General features: G+C 47.3%; 16 protein-coding genes and 1 tRNA gene. 8 read left to right on the top strand and 9 right to left on the bottom strand.

What is annotated here, in order from left to right; all coding sequences use genetic code 11:
* Window positions 1–8 precede the first annotated feature (8 nt).
* Complete coding sequence (locus BMZ54_RS28655) at window positions 9–1,253, top strand: FecR family protein (RefSeq protein ID WP_089920028.1); 1,245 nt, start codon at window positions 9–11, stop codon at window positions 1,251–1,253.
* An 18-nt stretch (window positions 1,254–1,271) separates the two neighbouring features.
* On the opposite strand, the gene BMZ54_RS28660 is transcribed toward BMZ54_RS28655, so the two are convergent.
* Entirely contained in the window at window positions 1,272–1,736 is a 465-nt protein-coding gene (locus BMZ54_RS28660) for a response regulator (protein WP_089920030.1), read from the bottom strand.
* 324 nt (window positions 1,737–2,060) lie between these two features.
* On the opposite strand from BMZ54_RS28660, the gene BMZ54_RS28665 reads away from it, so the two are divergent.
* From BMZ54_RS28665 to BMZ54_RS28680, 4 genes are all read left to right on the top strand, one after another.
* Entirely contained in the window at window positions 2,061–2,639 is a 579-nt protein-coding gene (locus tag BMZ54_RS28665; protein WP_089920032.1) for a LemA family protein, read from the top strand.
* Between the two features lie 174 nt (window positions 2,640–2,813).
* Entirely contained in the window at window positions 2,814–3,269 is a 456-nt protein-coding gene (locus tag BMZ54_RS28670; RefSeq protein WP_089920034.1) for a TPM domain-containing protein, read from the top strand.
* A 14-nt stretch (window positions 3,270–3,283) separates the two neighbouring features.
* Window positions 3,284–4,048, top strand: coding sequence for a TPM domain-containing protein (locus tag BMZ54_RS28675; RefSeq protein ID WP_202909389.1), 765 nt, complete (start codon window positions 3,284–3,286; stop codon window positions 4,046–4,048).
* A 31-nt stretch (window positions 4,049–4,079) separates the two neighbouring features.
* Window positions 4,080–5,033 carry a DUF1835 domain-containing protein gene (locus tag BMZ54_RS28680; RefSeq protein ID WP_089920038.1) on the top strand — a complete coding sequence of 318 codons (954 nt, stop codon included), beginning with the start codon at window positions 4,080–4,082 and terminating at the stop codon, window positions 5,031–5,033.
* A 6-nt stretch (window positions 5,034–5,039) separates the two neighbouring features.
* Here BMZ54_RS28680 and BMZ54_RS28685 read toward each other — a convergent pair whose 3' ends face one another.
* From BMZ54_RS28685 to gap, 5 genes are all read right to left on the bottom strand, one after another.
* Window positions 5,040–8,204 (bottom strand): sensor histidine kinase, encoded by a 3,165-nt coding sequence (locus tag BMZ54_RS28685; RefSeq protein ID WP_143081172.1) that lies wholly within the window; start codon window positions 8,202–8,204, stop codon window positions 5,040–5,042.
* A gap of 49 nt (window positions 8,205–8,253) precedes the next feature.
* The gene (locus tag BMZ54_RS28690) at window positions 8,254–9,114 is read right to left on the bottom strand and encodes an SMP-30/gluconolactonase/LRE family protein (protein WP_238386716.1); all 861 of its coding nucleotides are present in this window, start codon (window positions 9,112–9,114) and stop codon (window positions 8,254–8,256) included.
* An 18-nt stretch (window positions 9,115–9,132) separates the two neighbouring features.
* A complete protein-coding gene (dctA, locus tag BMZ54_RS28695) occupies window positions 9,133–10,374 on the bottom strand; it encodes a C4-dicarboxylate transporter DctA (RefSeq protein WP_089920042.1) in 1,242 nt (413 codons plus the stop codon).
* Between the two features lie 104 nt (window positions 10,375–10,478).
* Entirely contained in the window at window positions 10,479–11,675 is a 1,197-nt protein-coding gene (locus tag BMZ54_RS28700; protein WP_089920044.1) for a phosphoglycerate kinase, read from the bottom strand.
* 103 nt (window positions 11,676–11,778) lie between these two features.
* On the bottom strand, window positions 11,779–12,795 hold the full coding sequence (gene gap, locus BMZ54_RS28705) for a type I glyceraldehyde-3-phosphate dehydrogenase (protein WP_089920046.1): 1,017 nt from the start codon (window positions 12,793–12,795) through the stop codon (window positions 11,779–11,781).
* Window positions 12,796–12,934: 139 nt separating this feature from the next.
* Here gap and BMZ54_RS28710 point away from each other — a divergent pair.
* Together BMZ54_RS28710 and BMZ54_RS28715 are read left to right on the top strand one after the other, a co-directional pair.
* A tRNA-Glu gene (locus BMZ54_RS28710) sits at window positions 12,935–13,006 on the top strand.
* Window positions 13,007–13,536: 530 nt separating this feature from the next.
* Window positions 13,537–13,971 (top strand): VOC family protein, encoded by a 435-nt coding sequence (locus tag BMZ54_RS28715; RefSeq protein WP_089920047.1) that lies wholly within the window; start codon window positions 13,537–13,539, stop codon window positions 13,969–13,971.
* 216 nt (window positions 13,972–14,187) lie between these two features.
* Here the strand turns inward: BMZ54_RS28715 and BMZ54_RS28720 are convergent, their stop codons facing one another.
* Window positions 14,188–14,553 carry a hypothetical protein gene (locus BMZ54_RS28720; RefSeq protein WP_143081173.1) on the bottom strand — a complete coding sequence of 122 codons (366 nt, stop codon included), beginning with the start codon at window positions 14,551–14,553 and terminating at the stop codon, window positions 14,188–14,190.
* A 247-nt stretch (window positions 14,554–14,800) separates the two neighbouring features.
* Between BMZ54_RS28720 and BMZ54_RS28725 the strand changes: the two genes are divergently transcribed.
* The gene (locus BMZ54_RS28725) at window positions 14,801–15,358 is read left to right on the top strand and encodes a hypothetical protein (protein WP_089920051.1); all 558 of its coding nucleotides are present in this window, start codon (window positions 14,801–14,803) and stop codon (window positions 15,356–15,358) included.
* A 185-nt stretch (window positions 15,359–15,543) separates the two neighbouring features.
* Here the strand turns inward: BMZ54_RS28725 and BMZ54_RS28730 are convergent, their stop codons facing one another.
* Window positions 15,544–16,890 carry a sensor histidine kinase gene (locus tag BMZ54_RS28730; protein WP_089920053.1) on the bottom strand — a complete coding sequence of 449 codons (1,347 nt, stop codon included), beginning with the start codon at window positions 16,888–16,890 and terminating at the stop codon, window positions 15,544–15,546.
* Window positions 16,891–16,892: 2 nt separating this feature from the next.
* Complete coding sequence (locus BMZ54_RS28735; RefSeq protein WP_089920505.1) at window positions 16,893–17,570, bottom strand: response regulator transcription factor; 678 nt, start codon at window positions 17,568–17,570, stop codon at window positions 16,893–16,895.
* Window position 17,571: the final 1 nt, after the last annotated feature.

Raw genomic sequence — 17,571 nt, forward strand, 5'->3', positions numbered from 1 at the left:
TTATTCATATGAAATTTGATCAAGAATACATTTACCAATTGCTGCTGGAAAAACAACTGGGGGAGATCAGTAAAGAGAATGACCGGTACCTGCAGCAGGTAATGAAGTACGATGAGCATGTGCGCAACTGCTGGCTGGAACTGGAAAATGCCAAAGTTGCCACGAATGAAGATATCCTGGAAGATCTCCGGGCGGACCTGGTATGGTGTAAAATTGAAACATTGTTAAAGCCCGCACCTCCTTTCCCCAACCGCGTGCTGCGGTTCATAAAAAAATACCGCATTGCGGTTGCTGCAGTTATTATTGCAGCCCTGCTGGCAGCCGGCGGCCTGGGATTTTACCTGTATGATCATTACTACTCACACTCACAGCCTGCGGCACTGGCAGCTGTTAATACCAACAAAGCACCAGCGGCAGCGCCGGTTAGCAACTATACAACGCCAAACATTCAGCTGGCCGGCAGCAATAATATAGCTCCTGTAACGCCCGGCCCCATGCCCGGTGTTGCACCTGCTACTACTGCTACAGACAGTATTTATTTAACCCGCCAGCTACCGGATTCCGTTAATAACAATGAATTGGTGGCTGATGCAGGTGCGCCTGCCAGGGTGGAATGGAATACCTTAACCGTACCTCCCCGGACTGATTACCGGCTGGAGCTGGCCGACGGTACGGAGGTGCATCTGAACGCCAGCTCTACACTGCGGTTCCCATTCATTTTCCTGGGCAAAACAAGGGAAGTGTACCTGGATGGCGAGGCTTACTTTATAGTGGCCAAGAATGCCAGCCAGCCTTTTATTGTACATACCCCCAGCACTTCTGTAAAGGCGCTTGGAACGGCTTTTAATATTAACTCTTATAATGCGGATATGGTGGTTACCTCCCTGGTGCAGGGCGCTGCCGTAACGGATGTAGGGGATTCACTGGATGTTACGTTAAAACCCGGTTATGAAGCCATTTACAGAACCGGGGAAAGGTTTAAGGTGAAACGTTTTGATGAATCCATTACCCTCTCGTGGCGGGAAGGTATTTACCGTTTCCGCAATACCCGCCTGGCAGACCTGCAGCCGGTTATACAGCGCTGGTTTGGCCTTAAATTAGCTTTTGAGCCCCAATCAATAGCCGGTGCAGAATACAGCGGCTGCCTGGAGAAAAACAAACCCCTTTCCGGCTTCCTGGACCAGCTGGCCAATGTGCTGCGGCTGGATTATCGCATTTACGATAACACCATTCACTTCAACACCCGGAAATAAGTTGCAGGAATAATTTTTTCAGGAGATCAATTTTTGCCGGAGCAGGAATTCCAGCTTTTCATTCACATCCAACAGCTTAGCAGTTAGCTCTTTGTTTTCGCGCCGGAGGGAGAACACTTCGTACGCTTTTTCAATATTATGCTTCAGCTCTTCCTCATTCCAGGGTTTGGAAAAATACTTGTACACCTGGCCTTTGTTAATAGCATCTATCACCGCGTTAATATCTGCATAACCGGTTAACAGGATGCGGATAGGCTCCGGATGTTTGTCCAAAATAGTTTCGAAGAATTCTATGCCCGTCATTTTAGGCATACGCTGGTCGGAGATAATGATGTGAACTTCGTGTTCAAGTAACAATTGTTCTGCCTCTGCTGCTGATGCGGCGGTGTATACGGTATACAGCCTGCGGAAAGCGGCCCTGAAAGCGGTCAGGTTGTTTATCTCATCATCGATATAGAGAATATGGATGTGTTGCGCACTCATTTCAAGGAGACCTTAGTTCTAAGTTAATAAAAATAAATGAGTTACAAACAATAAACCCATTGCTACAATGAATTACTATAGCCCGTATGGTTACCTGAGGGGAAAATATTTCCACAAAATTATGGATAAACAAAGGATTTTTAGTCTTATTTTTTGCGGGTATTTGTAGCATATGGGGACAACAGATAGTTTTTGCAGTTTGGTGAAATGTGTGTAGGTTTGGTGCATTCGTATCTCTTTAGCGTGGTTAAATAACACATAACCAGCGCGCTATGTACCGGCATTATCTTCTAATGTGAATATAAAAATTAAACCGTTTAACAAATGAAAAAATGGATCATTGTAGTTGTTGTCCTTGTATTATTAGGCATGTTCGGCTGCAATAAGTACAACGGCCTGGTAAAGCAGGATGAGAATGTAAAGAATAAATGGGGCGCTGTACAAAGCCAATACCAACGCCGGGCCGACCTTATCCCCAACCTGGTAAGCACGGTAAAAGGCGCTGCCAACTTTGAGCAAACTACTTTAACGCAGGTAATTGAAGCCCGCGCCAAAGCCACCCAGATCACTGTAAACCCTAATGACCTGACTCCGGAAAAGATCCAGCAGTTCCAACAGGCGCAAGGCCAGCTAAGCTCTGCCCTGGGCCGTTTGCTGGCGGTAGCGGAAAGCTATCCGCAGCTGAAGGCTAACCAGAACTTCCTGGACCTGCAGGCGCAGCTGGAAGGCACAGAAAATCGTATAACCGTGGCCCGTAATGATTTTAACGAGGCGGTGAACGGCTACAACAGCTCTGTACGTACTTTCCCGAATAATATTATTGCCGGCATCAGTGGTTTCCAGCAGAAAGGATATTTCCAGGCGCAGGCCGGGTCTGAGAATGCACCGAAAGTTCAGTTCTAAAAAATTTTAGATTTTAGATTTACGATTTTAGATTTTGGGAAGTACTCCGGAATTTAAGATCATCGCGTATAGCCCTGCCCCATTTTAGTAAACGGCAGCCGGGCTACAGGATCTTTAATAGAAGAACCAGCGCTTCCAAAAATCTAAAATCGTAAATCTAAATCCCCAATACTCATGGGTTTATTTCCATTTGGTAAAAAAGAGCTTTTGCAGGAGCCTGAAAAAGAGCGGCTGGTACAGGCCATCCGTACCGCGGAAAGGCTTACCAGCGGCGAAATAAGGCTGTTTGTAGAAAGCCGTTGCTCGTATGTAGATCCCATGGACCGGGCGCAGGAAATATTCCTGTCGCTGGGTATGGAAAAAACAAAACAGCATAACGGAGTGCTGTTATATGTAGCCCTGAAAGACCGGCAGTTTGCCATCCTGGGCGACAAAGGCATTCATGATAAAGTAGGTGATCATTTCTGGCAAAAAGAAGCCCATCTATTAAAGGTTCATTTCTCCCAGCAACGGGTAGTGGAAGGTATGGAGGAATGTATTAAAGAGATCGGGGAATCGTTACACACACATTTCCCCTACGCATCCGGCGACGAAAACGAATTGCCGGACGACATTATTTTTGGCCGATGAAGCATAGATTATTTATGAGGATATTTTGCTGGTTATGGTTCAGTATGTTGCTGGTTACAGGCTTACATACCTATGCACAGGACATACCCGCCCGGCCTAACCCACCCCGGCTGGTAAATGATATGGCAGGCGTGCTGCTACGCGAGGAGGCAGAAGCGCTGGAAAGTAAAGTGGTAGCCTATAGCGACAGCACCTCTTCCCAGATAGCAATTGTAACGGTTAAAACAACCGGCGATTATGATATAAGCGAGGTAGCGTTGAAAATATTACGCGATTGGGGAGTGGGTGTGAAAGGTAAGAACAACGGTTTGGTGATACTGGCTGCTATTGACGACCGGAAAGTACGCATAGAAACCGGTTACGGGCTGGAAGGCGCCGTACCGGATGCTATAGCCAACCGCATTATAGATCAGATCATTGTGCCCAATTTCCGCCAGGGGCACTATTATCAGGGGCTGGATGAAGCGGTGGATGCTATTGAAAAAGCAGCTGCCGGCGAATATAAAGGCATACCCAAAGCCAGGAAGAGCGGCGGGGGCGGCGCTATTTTTGTGATGATCATTATTATCATCATCATTGTATCTATTATCAACAACCGCCGTGGCGGTAATACTACCATCAGCCGGAGAGGCTGGGGCGGTTTGGGAGGTTTTCCCATAGGTGGCGGCTGGGGTAGCGGCGGCGGAGGCGGCGGATGGTCGTCCGGTGGCGGTGGTGGTGGTTTCGGAGGATTTGGCGGCGGCTCCGGTGGCGGCGGTGGCGCCAGTGGCAGCTGGTAAGCTCCCTGTTGACATTGAAAAAAATAACACCATGTCTTATATGCATGTTCTTAACGGCGATGCTACCCTTACCTTGTTCCGGCAAAGTGATATCCCGGGTGAGATAGTAGTGTGCCGGGAAATGATGTGTGAAGGCAAAGTGATATGTACGGATGATATGGCGGCATTTTTTGAAACCCGCGCCAAACACCTGGAACAGCATTATGGCATTGACCGGCAAACTTATTTTGCCAATGTAGTTAAAGAGCTGGAAAAGCTTAAAACAGCCGGTGAATATGATGAAATAGTACTGTGGTTTGAATTTGACCTCTTTTGCCAGATCAACCTTCTTTTTATACTCCATTACCTGCGCACGCAGGTGATACGCCTGCCCAAAATAAGCCTGGTATCTATTGAGAACCATCCTGAAGTAACAGACTTCCGGGGACTGGGGCTGTTAATGCCTTACCATTTCCCCGCATTATTGCAGGAGCGGGTGTACCTTGATGAAGCAGACCTGCAGCTGGCAGCACATGCCTGGGAAGCCTACTGCAAGGGCAATCCGCCGGAGCTGGAAGCCATCAGCCAACATACCACCTCACACTTATCTTACCTGGGCCCGGCTCTGATCGCGCACCTGAAACGTTTGCCGGCAGTGGACAACGGCCTGAATGCCATTCAAAGCTATTTCCTGCGAAAACTTTCTTTGTCAAGCCTGCGCTGGTATGACCTGTATGCGCAGTTCTGGGATGATATGAGGATCTACGGCTTTGGCGATTTTCAGCTGGACCTTTACATACAGCGTATGCGCAGCGCCGGTATAATTGAACAGCAGGATGTAATGCTGTCTATTACCAGCCTGGGGCGGGAAGTATTGAATAATGAAGAGAATTATACAGACTATATTTCCCTGCAGCACCGGTGGCTGGGCGGGCTGCAGCTAATGGATAACCCGTGGAGATGGGATGATGCCAGTAAGCATGTAGTGAAAGTGAGCGGGGAGTAATTAACCTCAGTCTTCGGCTATTGGGAACCACAAATTAACCCGGGTGCCGCAGGGCTGGCCTTCTGCATCAAACAGGTCTTCAATGTCAAAGGAGGCCGCTACATTAAAACGGCTGTTATAGAGGGACAGGCGATCGCGGGTGATCTGCAGGCCGCGGGAGGCGTGGGTATAACCGCTTAGCTGTTTCAGCGCGGCCGATCTTTCACGGCCAATACCATTATCTTCTACTGTACACAAAATACGATCCTGCATTTTGGTGAAGGTCAATAATAATTTTCCCTGCTCCTCTTTTTTATGCAGCAGCCCATGCCAGATGGCGTTTTCTATAAAAGGCTGAATGATCATGGTGAGGATCTCCGTGAAGTCTGCGTCTATAGCAGGATCTATGGTGATCTTATAATCAAACTGGTCTGCAAAGCGCAGCTTCTCCAATTCAATATAGTTTTCCAGCATGTTCACCTCTTTTGAGATGGGAATGGTATTGAGCTGGGAGTTGTCCAATACGCTGCGAATGAGGCGGGCAAAGCGATTCAGGTAGGCAAGCGCCTGCTCTGTTTCGCTCTTCATCATAAACGTTTGAATGGAGTTGAGCGCATTAAAAATAAAATGCGGGTTCATTTGCGCACGCAGGGCTTTCATTTCCAGCTGTGCCATACGTTGCTGCATGAGCGTGCGGCGTTTGGCCTCCTTCTTTATGAAGTAAATGCGCGCACGGAAATAAATGTAAATAAAGGCTGCTACCAGCAACAGTATCAGCAGGCGGAACCAGTTCGTTTGCCAGAAGGCCGGTTTTATGTTTATGCGCAGTACGGTAGTGTTGGCAGAAAAAGTACCGGCGGTGTTCACGCTGCGCACTTTAAAGGCATAGTTGCCTGGTGGCAGGTTAGTGTATTTGGCTATTAATAACCCTTCTGCGTTCACCCAGTCTTCATCCAGCCCATCCAGCTGGTAATAATACCGGATCTTTTCATGATGGTATTGCAGGCTTTTGAACTCAATGGAAATAAAGTTCTGCTTATAGTTTAATGTAACCGGCTGCCGGGTGTCAATGGCTGCATCTATCTGTATGCTGCTGTCCAGCGCTTTAAGCGCCAGTATGCTTACATCCGGTGGCGGCGGCGCTACTTTTAATACGGCGGGATCAAAGGCTACGAAATGATCTGAGCCGCCTACCAGTAAGCGCCCATCCTGCAGGGGCAGGATACGGCGGCGTACTTTACGGTTGTTATCAATAATATTATCACCCTGGATAAATGTTTCAAGATTAAACTGCTGGCGGTTAAAACGGTAAAAGCCATATTCAGTAGTGAACCAGATACCATGTTTACCATTGCCCTGTAAGCACAGCACCCATTCATCAAATAACAGCCCGTTCACCTTTAAGGGTTTTACGGTAGTGCGCCGGGGATTAAATACCCATAGCCCATGATCTGTACCGGCTATCAGCGTAGTATCATCCTGTTTATATAAGCTGGTGATGTTATTTACGTACCGCTGCTCCCCGCTAAAACTTTCCTTTACCACTACCTGGCCGGTATGGCTGTTGAACAGTACCAGCCCTGCGGTGCTGGTGGCCAGCCATAACAGGGAATCGTTCTCCGGCACAATGTCCATGACGGAGGTTTGCCGCTGCAGGTTGGTCATTAGCTGCGGATAGGCTTCAGCGGTTTTCGTACGCGGGTTCCAGTGGGCCAGCCCTCTTTTATACAGGCCCACCCATATGGAGGTATCATTTTCCACGTACATGCTCATCAGGGTTTGCTCCTCGAAAGCGCGCGGGTTGTAGTGGGATATAAATTTGCCCTGCTCCGGATCAAATTCTGATAAAAAACCATTCTCCTGCCCTACCAGCACATGCCCGTTCTTCATTTCGGCAAAGCTCCATACCAGGCCACGGGGCTCCGGCAGGCAATGTGCAGGATCATTACTGTTATGTGTAAAATGCTGCTTTAGCTCAAGACCTGCATTAAACCAGCAGAAGCCCTGCCCCCAATAACCGGCAAACACATCGCCACTGCGGGTTTGCAGCAGGTCTGTTACTTCCGCGCGGGGCAGGCGCTGCGTGGTGCTGTTAAAAACGGTACGGTGGTCCATCATCCGGAAGCTGCGGTTATGCAGGCTCAGGATATTTACGCCCAGGTCCGTGCCTATCCATAAATGCCCTTCACGGTCCGTTAAAAAACAGTTGGTTTCAAAGTCGTAGTGCAGGCCCAGGTCGTCTGTATTTTCTGCGCGTATGTTCACGGAAAAAGCATCCAGGTTGTTATCATACCGGTAAATGCCTTTATGGTCGGTAGCTATCCATATGTTATGATCCGGGTCTGCGGTTATATCAAACACCTCTCCTACCGGGTAGGATTGCAGGCGCCGGCTTACGGGGTCGTAACAATAAAGCCCCTGGCCCCGGGCGGCTATCCATATACGGCGGCGGTAGTCTATATAAAATTTACGCACGCTGGTGGCAATGCTGAAAACCGGCAGCTGCCGCGGGTTGTGGCTGGCGCTATATAAATGCTTACGTTGTTTATCCAGCATGAAAATACCTTGCCTGCCACTGATCCACAGGTTACCTTCATGATCTTCCGTAATGGCGCTGCTCATTTGCAGGCGTTCTGCCCCGGGGACAATAGTGGCTTTTTCAAACATGCCGGTACTATCGTTAAAGCGCAGCAGGCCTTCCTGGGTGGTGGCCCATATTACGCCTTCCGCATCTTCCACAATATGGCTGCATTGTATATTGCCCTGCGAGGAAGGTGGTATATCTACCTTCAGTGCTTTTAATGCGCTGGTGGCAGGGTCGTAGAATTGTATATTATCCGGCGCGCCCATCCAGATGCGGCCTTTGCGGTCTTCGCACAGGCAAATATCATCGTAATAAATGGTGCCGGGTACCCGGTCAAAGTTGGCTATGGTAAGCAGGTTGCTGCCATCATACCGTTGCAGGGCGGTGCTGGCTATCCAGATAAACCCTTTACGGTCCTGCATAATGGCGGATACGTGGTTGCTGGCCAGTCCGTTGCGCAGGTTCAGGTGGGAGAATTTGTAGGATATCTGTGGCTCCTGCGCCCATGCGGGCTGCATACAAGTCCATAACCAGAGTGAAATGTAAAATGCCACACGTGTCAGCAGCGCGTTGCCAGGGATATATGCCAACCAATTAAACACTTTCACTCACTTTGACAGTTTACATTTACAGGATTACGGATGTAGGTTGCTGCTGCTAGAGCCCTTTCAGTACATAGGCTACGACCTTATTACCGAAAAAAGTAGGGATATATACGATCTTCTGTTGTGGATTGTACCCAATATCTGCCGTATTCAGCTTCTGCGCCTGCGTATCCAGCAGCTTAACTGCAGTACCTTTGGAAGCGTTTACATAGAACACTTCACCCGGCCAGCAAGATACGATGAATTCGCCGGGTTTTACCTGTTCTATACCGTCTACACTTTTACTAACAGCTGTTATTTTTTTCAGGCTATTATCTTTTCCCAGGCTAAACATAGCGCCATCTGCCAGCACATAAAAGGCGTTGGGCAGCGCCAGCAGGCCATTGGGGCCTTTTAGCCCTTCCAGCAGGGTGGTCACTTTGCCATTCTTATATTGGTGCACCTTACCGGTGCGTGTATCACTCACGTATACCGTGCCCTTATTGTCAAGGGTAATATCGTTCAGGAATACCGCCCCTTCTACGGGTACGTGTTGTACAATGCTCCCTTTATCAATATCAATCACTACTATTTCAGTAAGATCGGCCACGTATAAAAAGTTCTTATACACGCCCAATCCCTTGGGCGCATTCAGACCTTTTACCCATTCCAGGTCCAGCATCTTCCCTTCCGGCGACAGGCGAGAAATGAAGCCCTGCCCATCTTTAACGGCGCCATCGCCCTGGATATCGGATACGTATAAAACATTCCTTTTAGCATCAAAATAAACGGATTCCGGTACGCGGAGGGTAGTATCCGTTTCCCATTGCTGCTCCAGGGTTACCTGTTTTTCCTGGGCTGTAGCAGGTAATACGCCCAGCAGGCCGGCGGCTATGAGCAGGCCGGCAAAAAGGGGGTTGTGTTGTGTTTTCATAACGGTTTAAATTTTAATTTAAGTGTTTACAGCTGCCTGGTAGCGGGCTTCATCAAACTCCTTTTCACTCTTAGCCACCACGATAGTGGCTACGCCATTGCCTATCAGGTTGGTGATAGCCCTGGCTTCGGACATAAAACGGTCTACCCCTATCAGGATGGCCAGCCCTTCTACCGGTATTACTTTAATAACCGTGAGCGTGGATGCCAGTACAATAAACCCGCTGCCGGTAATGCCGGCCGCGCCTTTGGAGGTAATAACCAGGATACCGATGATGGTTATCTCCTGCGCCAGGGTTAGGTTTACGCCAAATACCTGCGCCAGGAATATAACGGCCATGGATAAGTAGATGCTGGTACCATCCAGGTTAAAGGAATAACCGGCGGGTATTACCAGCCCTACTACTGAGCGGGAGCAGCCCAGCTGCTCCAGGCGCTCCATCATACCCGGCAATGCGGATTCTGATGAGGAGGTGCCCAGCACCAGCAGTATTTCATTACTTACAAACTTTAAATACTTCCACAGGCTGAAGCGGTAAATACGTGCAATGCTGCCCAGCACCAGGAAAATAAACAGGAACATGGTCAGGTACACGCAGAGCATCAACTTCAGCAAAGGAATTAAAGCGCCTGCGCCAAAGTTACCGATCGTATAGGCCATACCGCCAAAAGCACCCAGGGGCGCCAGCTTCATGATCACTTTCAGGATGTTGAAGAAGACCTGTGATATACGGTCAAAGGTATGCAACAGGGGAATACCGGCATCTTTCATACGGGTAATGCCGTAACCGAACAGGATGGCAAATACCAGCACCTGCAAAATATCGCCTTTGGCAAATGATTCAAATACGTTGGAGGGTACAATGTGCAGGAAAAACTCCACCCAGTTCATGCCGGCTGCATCTTTTTCTATTTTGGCGGCAGCGGCTACATTCACATGCGTAAAGGCCACGCCATGGCCGGGTTTCAGCCAATTAGCCACTATCAGCCCAATAATAATGGCCAGGGTGGTTACGATCTCAAAGTATAATAAAGCCTTACCTCCTACCCGGCCTACCTTTTTCATATCCCCCATGCGGGCAATGCCCAGCACAATGGTGAGGAAGATGATAGGGGCTATCAGCATTTTGATGAGATTAATGAATATATCGCTGATCAGCTTAGCTGTGCCGGCTATCCCGGGGAATAGTAATCCTGCTATAATACCCAGTATGATAGCTACTATTACCTGGAAATAGAGATGTTGGTAGAACTTCTTCATATATTCCAAAGTACAAATAAAGTTTAAGACAGGAGAGGCCCTTTCATGTAAAAGAAAGCCCCCCGCTAAGCGGAGGGCTTGTACTTGTATAAGTAGTATTTCGTTTAGGCATTTACTGCAGCGATACCCGGCAGCTCCTTACCTTCAAAGTACTCCAGCATAGCGCCACCACCGGTGGATACATAGCTTACCTTGTCGGCCAGGCCAAACTGGTTCACCGCAGCTACGGAGTCGCCGCCGCCTACCAGGGAAAAAGCGCCCTGTGAAGTAGCTTTTACAATAGCATCGGCTACGGCTTTGGTGCCTTTCTGGAAGGCTTCCATTTCAAATACGCCCATCGGCCCGTTCCACAGAATGGTTTTAGACTGGCTAATTACTTCGCTGAACTTCTGTATGGACTTTTCGCCAATATCCAGTCCCATCCAGCCGGCGGGAATGTTGTCGTTGGATACTACCTGTGTATTGGCATCGGCTGCAAACTTATCTGCCGCAACGGAATCTACCGGCAGCAGCAGGTTTACGCCTTTGGCTTTTGCTTTGGCTTCCAGCTCTTTTGCCAGGTCCAGCTTATCGTTTTCTACCAGGGAGTTACCGATCTCTTTCCCCTGCGCCTTCAGGAAGGTATAGGCCATACCGCCGCCAATAATGATGTTGTTGGCTTTTTCCATCAGGTTTTCTATGATCAATATCTTATCGCTCACCTTAGCGCCGCCTAAAATAGCGGTGAAGGGGTTTTCAGCGTTATGCAGCACTTTTTCCGCGTTATTTACTTCGGCTTCCATCAGCAAACCGAACATACGTGCGTCTGCAGGGTAGTATTGTGCAATTACGGCTGTGGAGGCGTGTGCGCGGTGGGCGGTGCCAAAGGCATCGTTCACATACACATCACCCAGCTTAGCCAGCTCCTGTGCAAAAGCGGCATCGCCTTTTTCTTCCTGCTTGTGGAAACGCAGGTTTTCCAGCAGCAGCACTTCGCCCATCTGCAGGTTGGAGGCGGCTTCCTGTGCTTTGGGACCTATACAGTCTTCTGCAAACTTAACGGTGGCGCCATCCAGCAAGCTTACCAGGTGGTATACCAGGTGTTTGAGGGAATATTTTTCCGTAGGTCCGTCCTTGGGGCGGCCCAGGTGGGACATCAGGATCACGGCGCCGCCATCTTTCAATATTTTTTTAATGGTGGGCACGGCCGCACGCATACGGTTATCGTCCGTGATCTCATATTTATCGTTCAGGGGCACATTAAAATCCACGCGCACCAGGGCTTTATGGCCTTTGAAGTTATAACCGGAGAATTTACTCATAACAATTCCATTAATAAAGTGAACGGAAAAACGTAAAAGGTGAAAAGCGAAGTGTGAACTATATTCACCTTTCACTTTCCACCTTTCACTATGGTAAGCTGTATTATTTGCTGATCAGACCTGCAAAGTACTTAACGGTACGTACCAGCTGAGATACGTAGCTCATTTCATTATCGTACCAGGATACGGTTTTCACCAGCTGTACGTCGCCTACAGTCACAATCTTAGTCTGTGTAGCGTCGAACAGGGAGCCGAAGTGCATACCTACGATATCCGTGCTTACGATCTCGTCTTCAGTATAGCCGTAAGATTCATTGGAAGCGGCTTTCATTGCTGCATTCACTTCTTCTACGGATGTTTTCTTAGACAGAACGGTTGTTAATTCAGTTAAGGAACCGGTGATGGTAGGTACACGTTGTGCACCACCGTCCAGCTTACCTTTCAGCGCGGGTAACACCAAGCCAATGGCTTTGGCAGCACCGGTGCTGTTAGGTACGATGTTGGCGGCAGCAGCGCGGGCGCGGCGCAGATCACCTTTGGGGTGCGGGGCATCCAGGGTGTTCTGGTCGTTGGTATATGCGTGGATGGTGGTCATCTGACCGGCCACAATACCGAATGTATCGTTCATTACCTTAGCCATAGGGGCCAGGCAGTTTGTAGTACAGGAAGCGCAGGAGATAACGGTTTCGCTACCATCCAGGATTTCGTGGTTTACATTGAATACGATAGTTTTCAGGTCGCCGGTAGCAGGGGCAGAGATCACTACGCGTTTAGCGCCTGCTTTCAGGTGAGCTTCGGCCTTTTCCTTATCGGTAAAGAAGCCGGTGCACTCGATCACAACGTCGATGCCGTGGTCTTTCCAGGGGATCTGAGCAGGATCTTTCTGTGCATATATTTTTACTTCATCGCCATTAACGGAGATAGCATTGTCAGAAGACTTTACATCAGCGTCAAATCTACCCTGCGCGGAGTCATACTTCAGCAGATGAGCCAGCACCTTAGGGCTGGTAAGGTCATTGATTGCTACCACATCAATACCGGGCATTTTGTAGATCTGGCGGTATACCAAACGGCCGATACGACCGAACCCGTTAATACCGATTTTAAGAGACGTTCCCATTTTACACTGTGATTTGAATTGAAAAATAGAGATGCGAATTTACAAGCTATACAGGGATTAATCAATAGAAATTTGGGTTAAGGAAATTTATTTTGGAAATATGCGGTTAGATATTACCTTTGCAATCCCAAATTGTTTTGCCGCGTTGGTCAAGGGGTTAAGACGCATCCCTTTCACGGATGAATCACGGGTTCGATTCCCGTACGCGGTACAGAAGGGAAAGGCTTCCCGAATTTATCAGGGCTCCTCGACAACGAGGGGCCTTTTTTTTGCTTTCAGCGCACTTACGGCGAAAGCCGGTTTTATCGAATTTGCTTCCACTTTTTAAAACTTATGCCATCTATTTCATCCTCCATTAACCGCACTTCCAGCTTTTCTATCTTACGATCAATTTCCATGACCTGACTCTTACATGCCGACAGTATCATTGCTTCATGATAAAATCAACCTGCTGCTGGGTAAAGCTTATCTCATCAAGCAACTCCTCAAATTTGGCATGAAGCATATTCTCAGGGATATTCGTTTCCGTATGCCCGATACAACGATGGTATAGGTAATACTGCGGTGAGGTGTTCCTCAAAACTGTAGCGGTTAGAACTGGAAATCCGGGTTAGTTTGGGTTACACCTCAAAACTCAGATCCTTGTTCTAAAAATAAAGGTTCAAACTCCCGAGGGGTATTAAAATCGCATACTAACCCACTCCTCGATTATTACTAACTTAACAATTCAAAAACTAAATTATGAGGACAATTAATCCCTGGATCAACTTCAATGGCAATGCCGAAGAAGCATTCATCTTTTACAAATCAGTTTTTGGCGGAGAGTTCACAAAGATCATCCGCTTCAAAGATCTGTCTGGCCCTGAATTTCAGGTAGCAGAAAATGAAGAAAACAAAATAATGTATATCGGTTTACCTATTGGCAAGCACAATGTGTTGATAGCTAATGATGTGCCCGAATTTATGGGACGGGTAAGCGAAAGTGAAAACAGATCTAAAATATATGCGAGCGCTGAAAGCCGTGAAGAAGCAGACAAAATATTTAACGGATTATCAGCCGGCGGAGAGGTTGAAGGACCGATCGGCGACAGTCCCTGGGGTACCTACGCCGGAATGTTCAGAGACAGATACGGCATTGAATGGATTGTGGAGTTTGACCCTAATTACAACGGGTAAATTTAATGGAGAAAAAATTACACCCGCCTCCGCTGGTGCACGCGAAGTTCATTAAGAGATTGACAAGCTGCATCCGAGTACACCACTCCGGTATTCTGTACCTCTGATACGATAATTATCAATATATATCTTGCTGTAGGATTCCCTTAACTTAATGACATTGAGCGTGCGCTGGCAACGGGATATTTTTATCAAAAAAAACGATTTTTATTCTCCTCATTTTCTTCTCATAATGAAAACAATACCAGTGGTCCCTCCCGAGCCCATAACATTTTCTGCATATTCAAGTGTTTCCACAAGTTCGAATTGTTGTTCAACCATATAATTCAGTATTGCAGCATATGATTTCTTATTTGTTAGTCTTTCGGAATATTCCTTACCTGTTTTTATTTGTTCAGGCGTATCTCCAAAATCGACCTCAACTTTAAGCTTTTTTGAGAATACTCTACCCTCAACTAAAATATAAGCGTAAGAGTAAATTGTATCTTGCGCCCGGTTCTCTATATTAGCCTTCTCAATGCTTTGCGAAACACCGGCCACGGATAATGTTATAATAAACCCTATTGTTAGAAGTATTTTCATAGTGTATAAATTGGATGCCTTATGCAAAATGTACCTACACATCAAATAGTTAGATAATTTGCAAACAAGTGTTACCTAATATTTCATGTTTTAAATTTTATCATATGAAAAGATCGTAAAAAAACACCAATCCTGAACATATTGGGTTAGATAGTTGTCTCGTACGCGGTACAGGAAGGGAACATTACAATCAAATGTACTGTTCCTTTATTATTTTCAGCACTCTCACATTAACTTGCAGGCCATTATGGAAATAATACCCTATATTATTGCAAAGCTGCAATTCCTGTTTTTGGGATACGGTGCATCCACTCTCATTTTCGGGATATTCTCAAAAATTTCGCGTCTGCCCGCAGACAACACAAAGCGATATATCTCTTTTTCCAATATTATCGCATCTTATGCCGGCCTCTTATTGGTAATAACCCTGATCTGCGATCTGATCAGGAGTTACAACATAACTTCAGATATAAATGACACATATTTCGCCTACCGGCTGAGGATTTTTATTCCTTTTATTTTGTTGGCATTTGCCGCGTCTATGTTTTCTCTGTCTAAAAAATTAAGGGAAAAATGGATAATCAGCCTGCTGATGGCTCTTGTCTTTAATATATGTGTGACGATAGAAAACGTATTTATTCTATGGACAAGCCTTTTCCGGGATTACCTGCCCTCAAGCTGGAGTTATTACCGGGATTTTGGAATAAGCTTCTGGCTGAACATTTTACTTTATGCAACGGTTTATTTCATCATCGTCATTATAACAATGAGGTTGCAAAGAGTGCTTGCTACCAATGACAAGTGATAATCCGGTAATAGACTTTACCTTCCTTTCTCCTAAACTCCGCTGCCGCTGCTTCCAACACCCGTTGGCTTAACAACCATACCCGGCTGATTGATGTAGTTACTTTGATCATCCGGCCGTAAGATAAATTTCATCAATGCCTTTATCCTTGTAGGATCAATAAAACTGCCAGGCAGATAGCGATCTTATATAACTCTTTTATAACCGGAAGTGGAAATTGGCAGCGGAAAAATAAGCGTAAATTCAGTACCGGTGCCTGGCTGTGAGCTGACTTCGATCCCTATGTCATGATACCTTGCAATGGTATGTACAATGGAAAGCCCCAGCCCATATCCCTCATTCTCCTTTTTCTCCACCTTTTTAAATCGCTGGAAGATAGTGCCTATTTCGTGTTCCGGTATACCGATACCTGTATCGCGGATGATCAGCCGGTAGGGCTTGCGGGGAGTATAATTTTCGCGGATAATAATCTGGCCTTCCGGTTTGTTGTAACGGATGGCATTATTCAACAGGTTATAAACAAGCTGAAAGATCAGATCGTGGTTCAGTCCCGCTAATACCACCTGTCCGGAAAGCTGTATGTGGAAAGTCAGCTGCTGCTCCTGCAGGCGGTGTTCCAGCTCATCCCTTACCTCCTGCACCACCTCCCTTATGGAAAAGCTATCAGATCTGGGAAACTGATCGTTCTCTATGCGCGAGATCAGCAACAGCGAATGAACGATTTTTTTCAGGCGGTTGAGGGTTTTCATCATGTCCATGATCTTCTTCTGCAATACCTCGGGAAGTTCTTCCTCCATCATCAGATTTTCCATCTTGCTTTGCAGGATGCTGATAGGGGTCATCAGTTCATGGGACGCGTTGGAAGTGAACTCGCGTTCCTTCTCGAAAGCCTCCCTTATCTTGCCCATCAGCTCCGTCAGCGAGTCATCCAGGTACCTGAAATCCGTGGTGGATGTTTGAATGGCGGGCGTGGTTTCCCTGAAAGGAAAACGGGCGTTCACCAGCCGGTTCCTAATAATCGTAGCCAGTGGGCGCAGGAGCAGGCGGGTATAGACCAGGTCTATAACAATGGTGCTTACGATCAGGCCGATCAGCACATACAGGGCCATTCGCTGTAATGGCTGGTTATACTGGCCGATACTGGCGGTTGTTTTACCTACTTCAAGGAAATAATTCCTGTTGTTATAATTGAAAGTGTGGCTAAGCACGCGGTACGTGAGGGTATCACCTTCTACAACACGGCGCAGGGTGGCGATGGTATCCGGCGGTGCCGTTTTACCTGCCGGCTCCAGGGAAATATATTCTTCTTTCAGCATGGTATAGCTGCCATAACTCGGTTCCCCCTGCAGATAGGCATCTATACCGCTCCTGCCGATTACGTTCAGCACTTTCCGTTTTTGCTCTTTCAGGTAGTAATCGTTATACTGATATGCAATTCTATTCACCAGGAAAGGCAGCAGCCACACAAAAAGTATTACGATGGCTAATTTCGAAAGCGTAATAAACAGTGTGAGTTTGGTGAAAAGCTTCACATTCAGATTTTTACTTTATAACCTACGCTGCGAACCGTCTGGAGCCACTCCACAGAAGACCAGGTGGATAGTTTCTTCCGGATGTTCTTTATATGCACGTCAATGTAGTTGGAATCATAATCATCATCAGAAAAACCACCCCAAATGTGCTCGCTCAGCTGCATCCTGGTAACAGGCCTGTTCTTGTGCAGCAACAGGTAACTGAGCAGGTCAAACTCCTTTTTGGACAGCTCTATCTCGGCATCATCGTTATAGGTTACCAGTCTTTTGTTCAGGTCCACCTTAAAATCGCCTATAAGAATGGTAGAATCCTGCAGGCCGAATTTCCGGCGAATTACTGCCTGCATCCTCGACTGCAGCTCCAGCAAAGAAAAAGGCTTGGGCAGGTAATCATCGGCTCCGAGGTCCAGGCCCCTGATCCTGTCTTCTAACTGCCCCCGGGCCGAAAGGATGATGCAGGATGCATCCGGGCAGTTCTTCCTGGCTTCCTGCAGCAGCAGCAAGCCGTCTTTATCAGGCAGGCCGAGATCCAGCAAAATAAAATTGTACTCGTTCTCCTCCATCTTTTCCAATCCCTGTTTTGCTGTGTAAGCCAGGTCGCATAAGTAAAACGCCTTTTTAAGGAATGCCTCCATTTCGGAGGCCATTGACCTTTCATCTTCTACGATCAGGACTTTCATA

This window comes from Chitinophaga rupis (assembly GCF_900109685.1).
In the GTDB taxonomy this organism is placed as follows: domain Bacteria; phylum Bacteroidota; class Bacteroidia; order Chitinophagales; family Chitinophagaceae; genus Chitinophaga; species Chitinophaga rupis.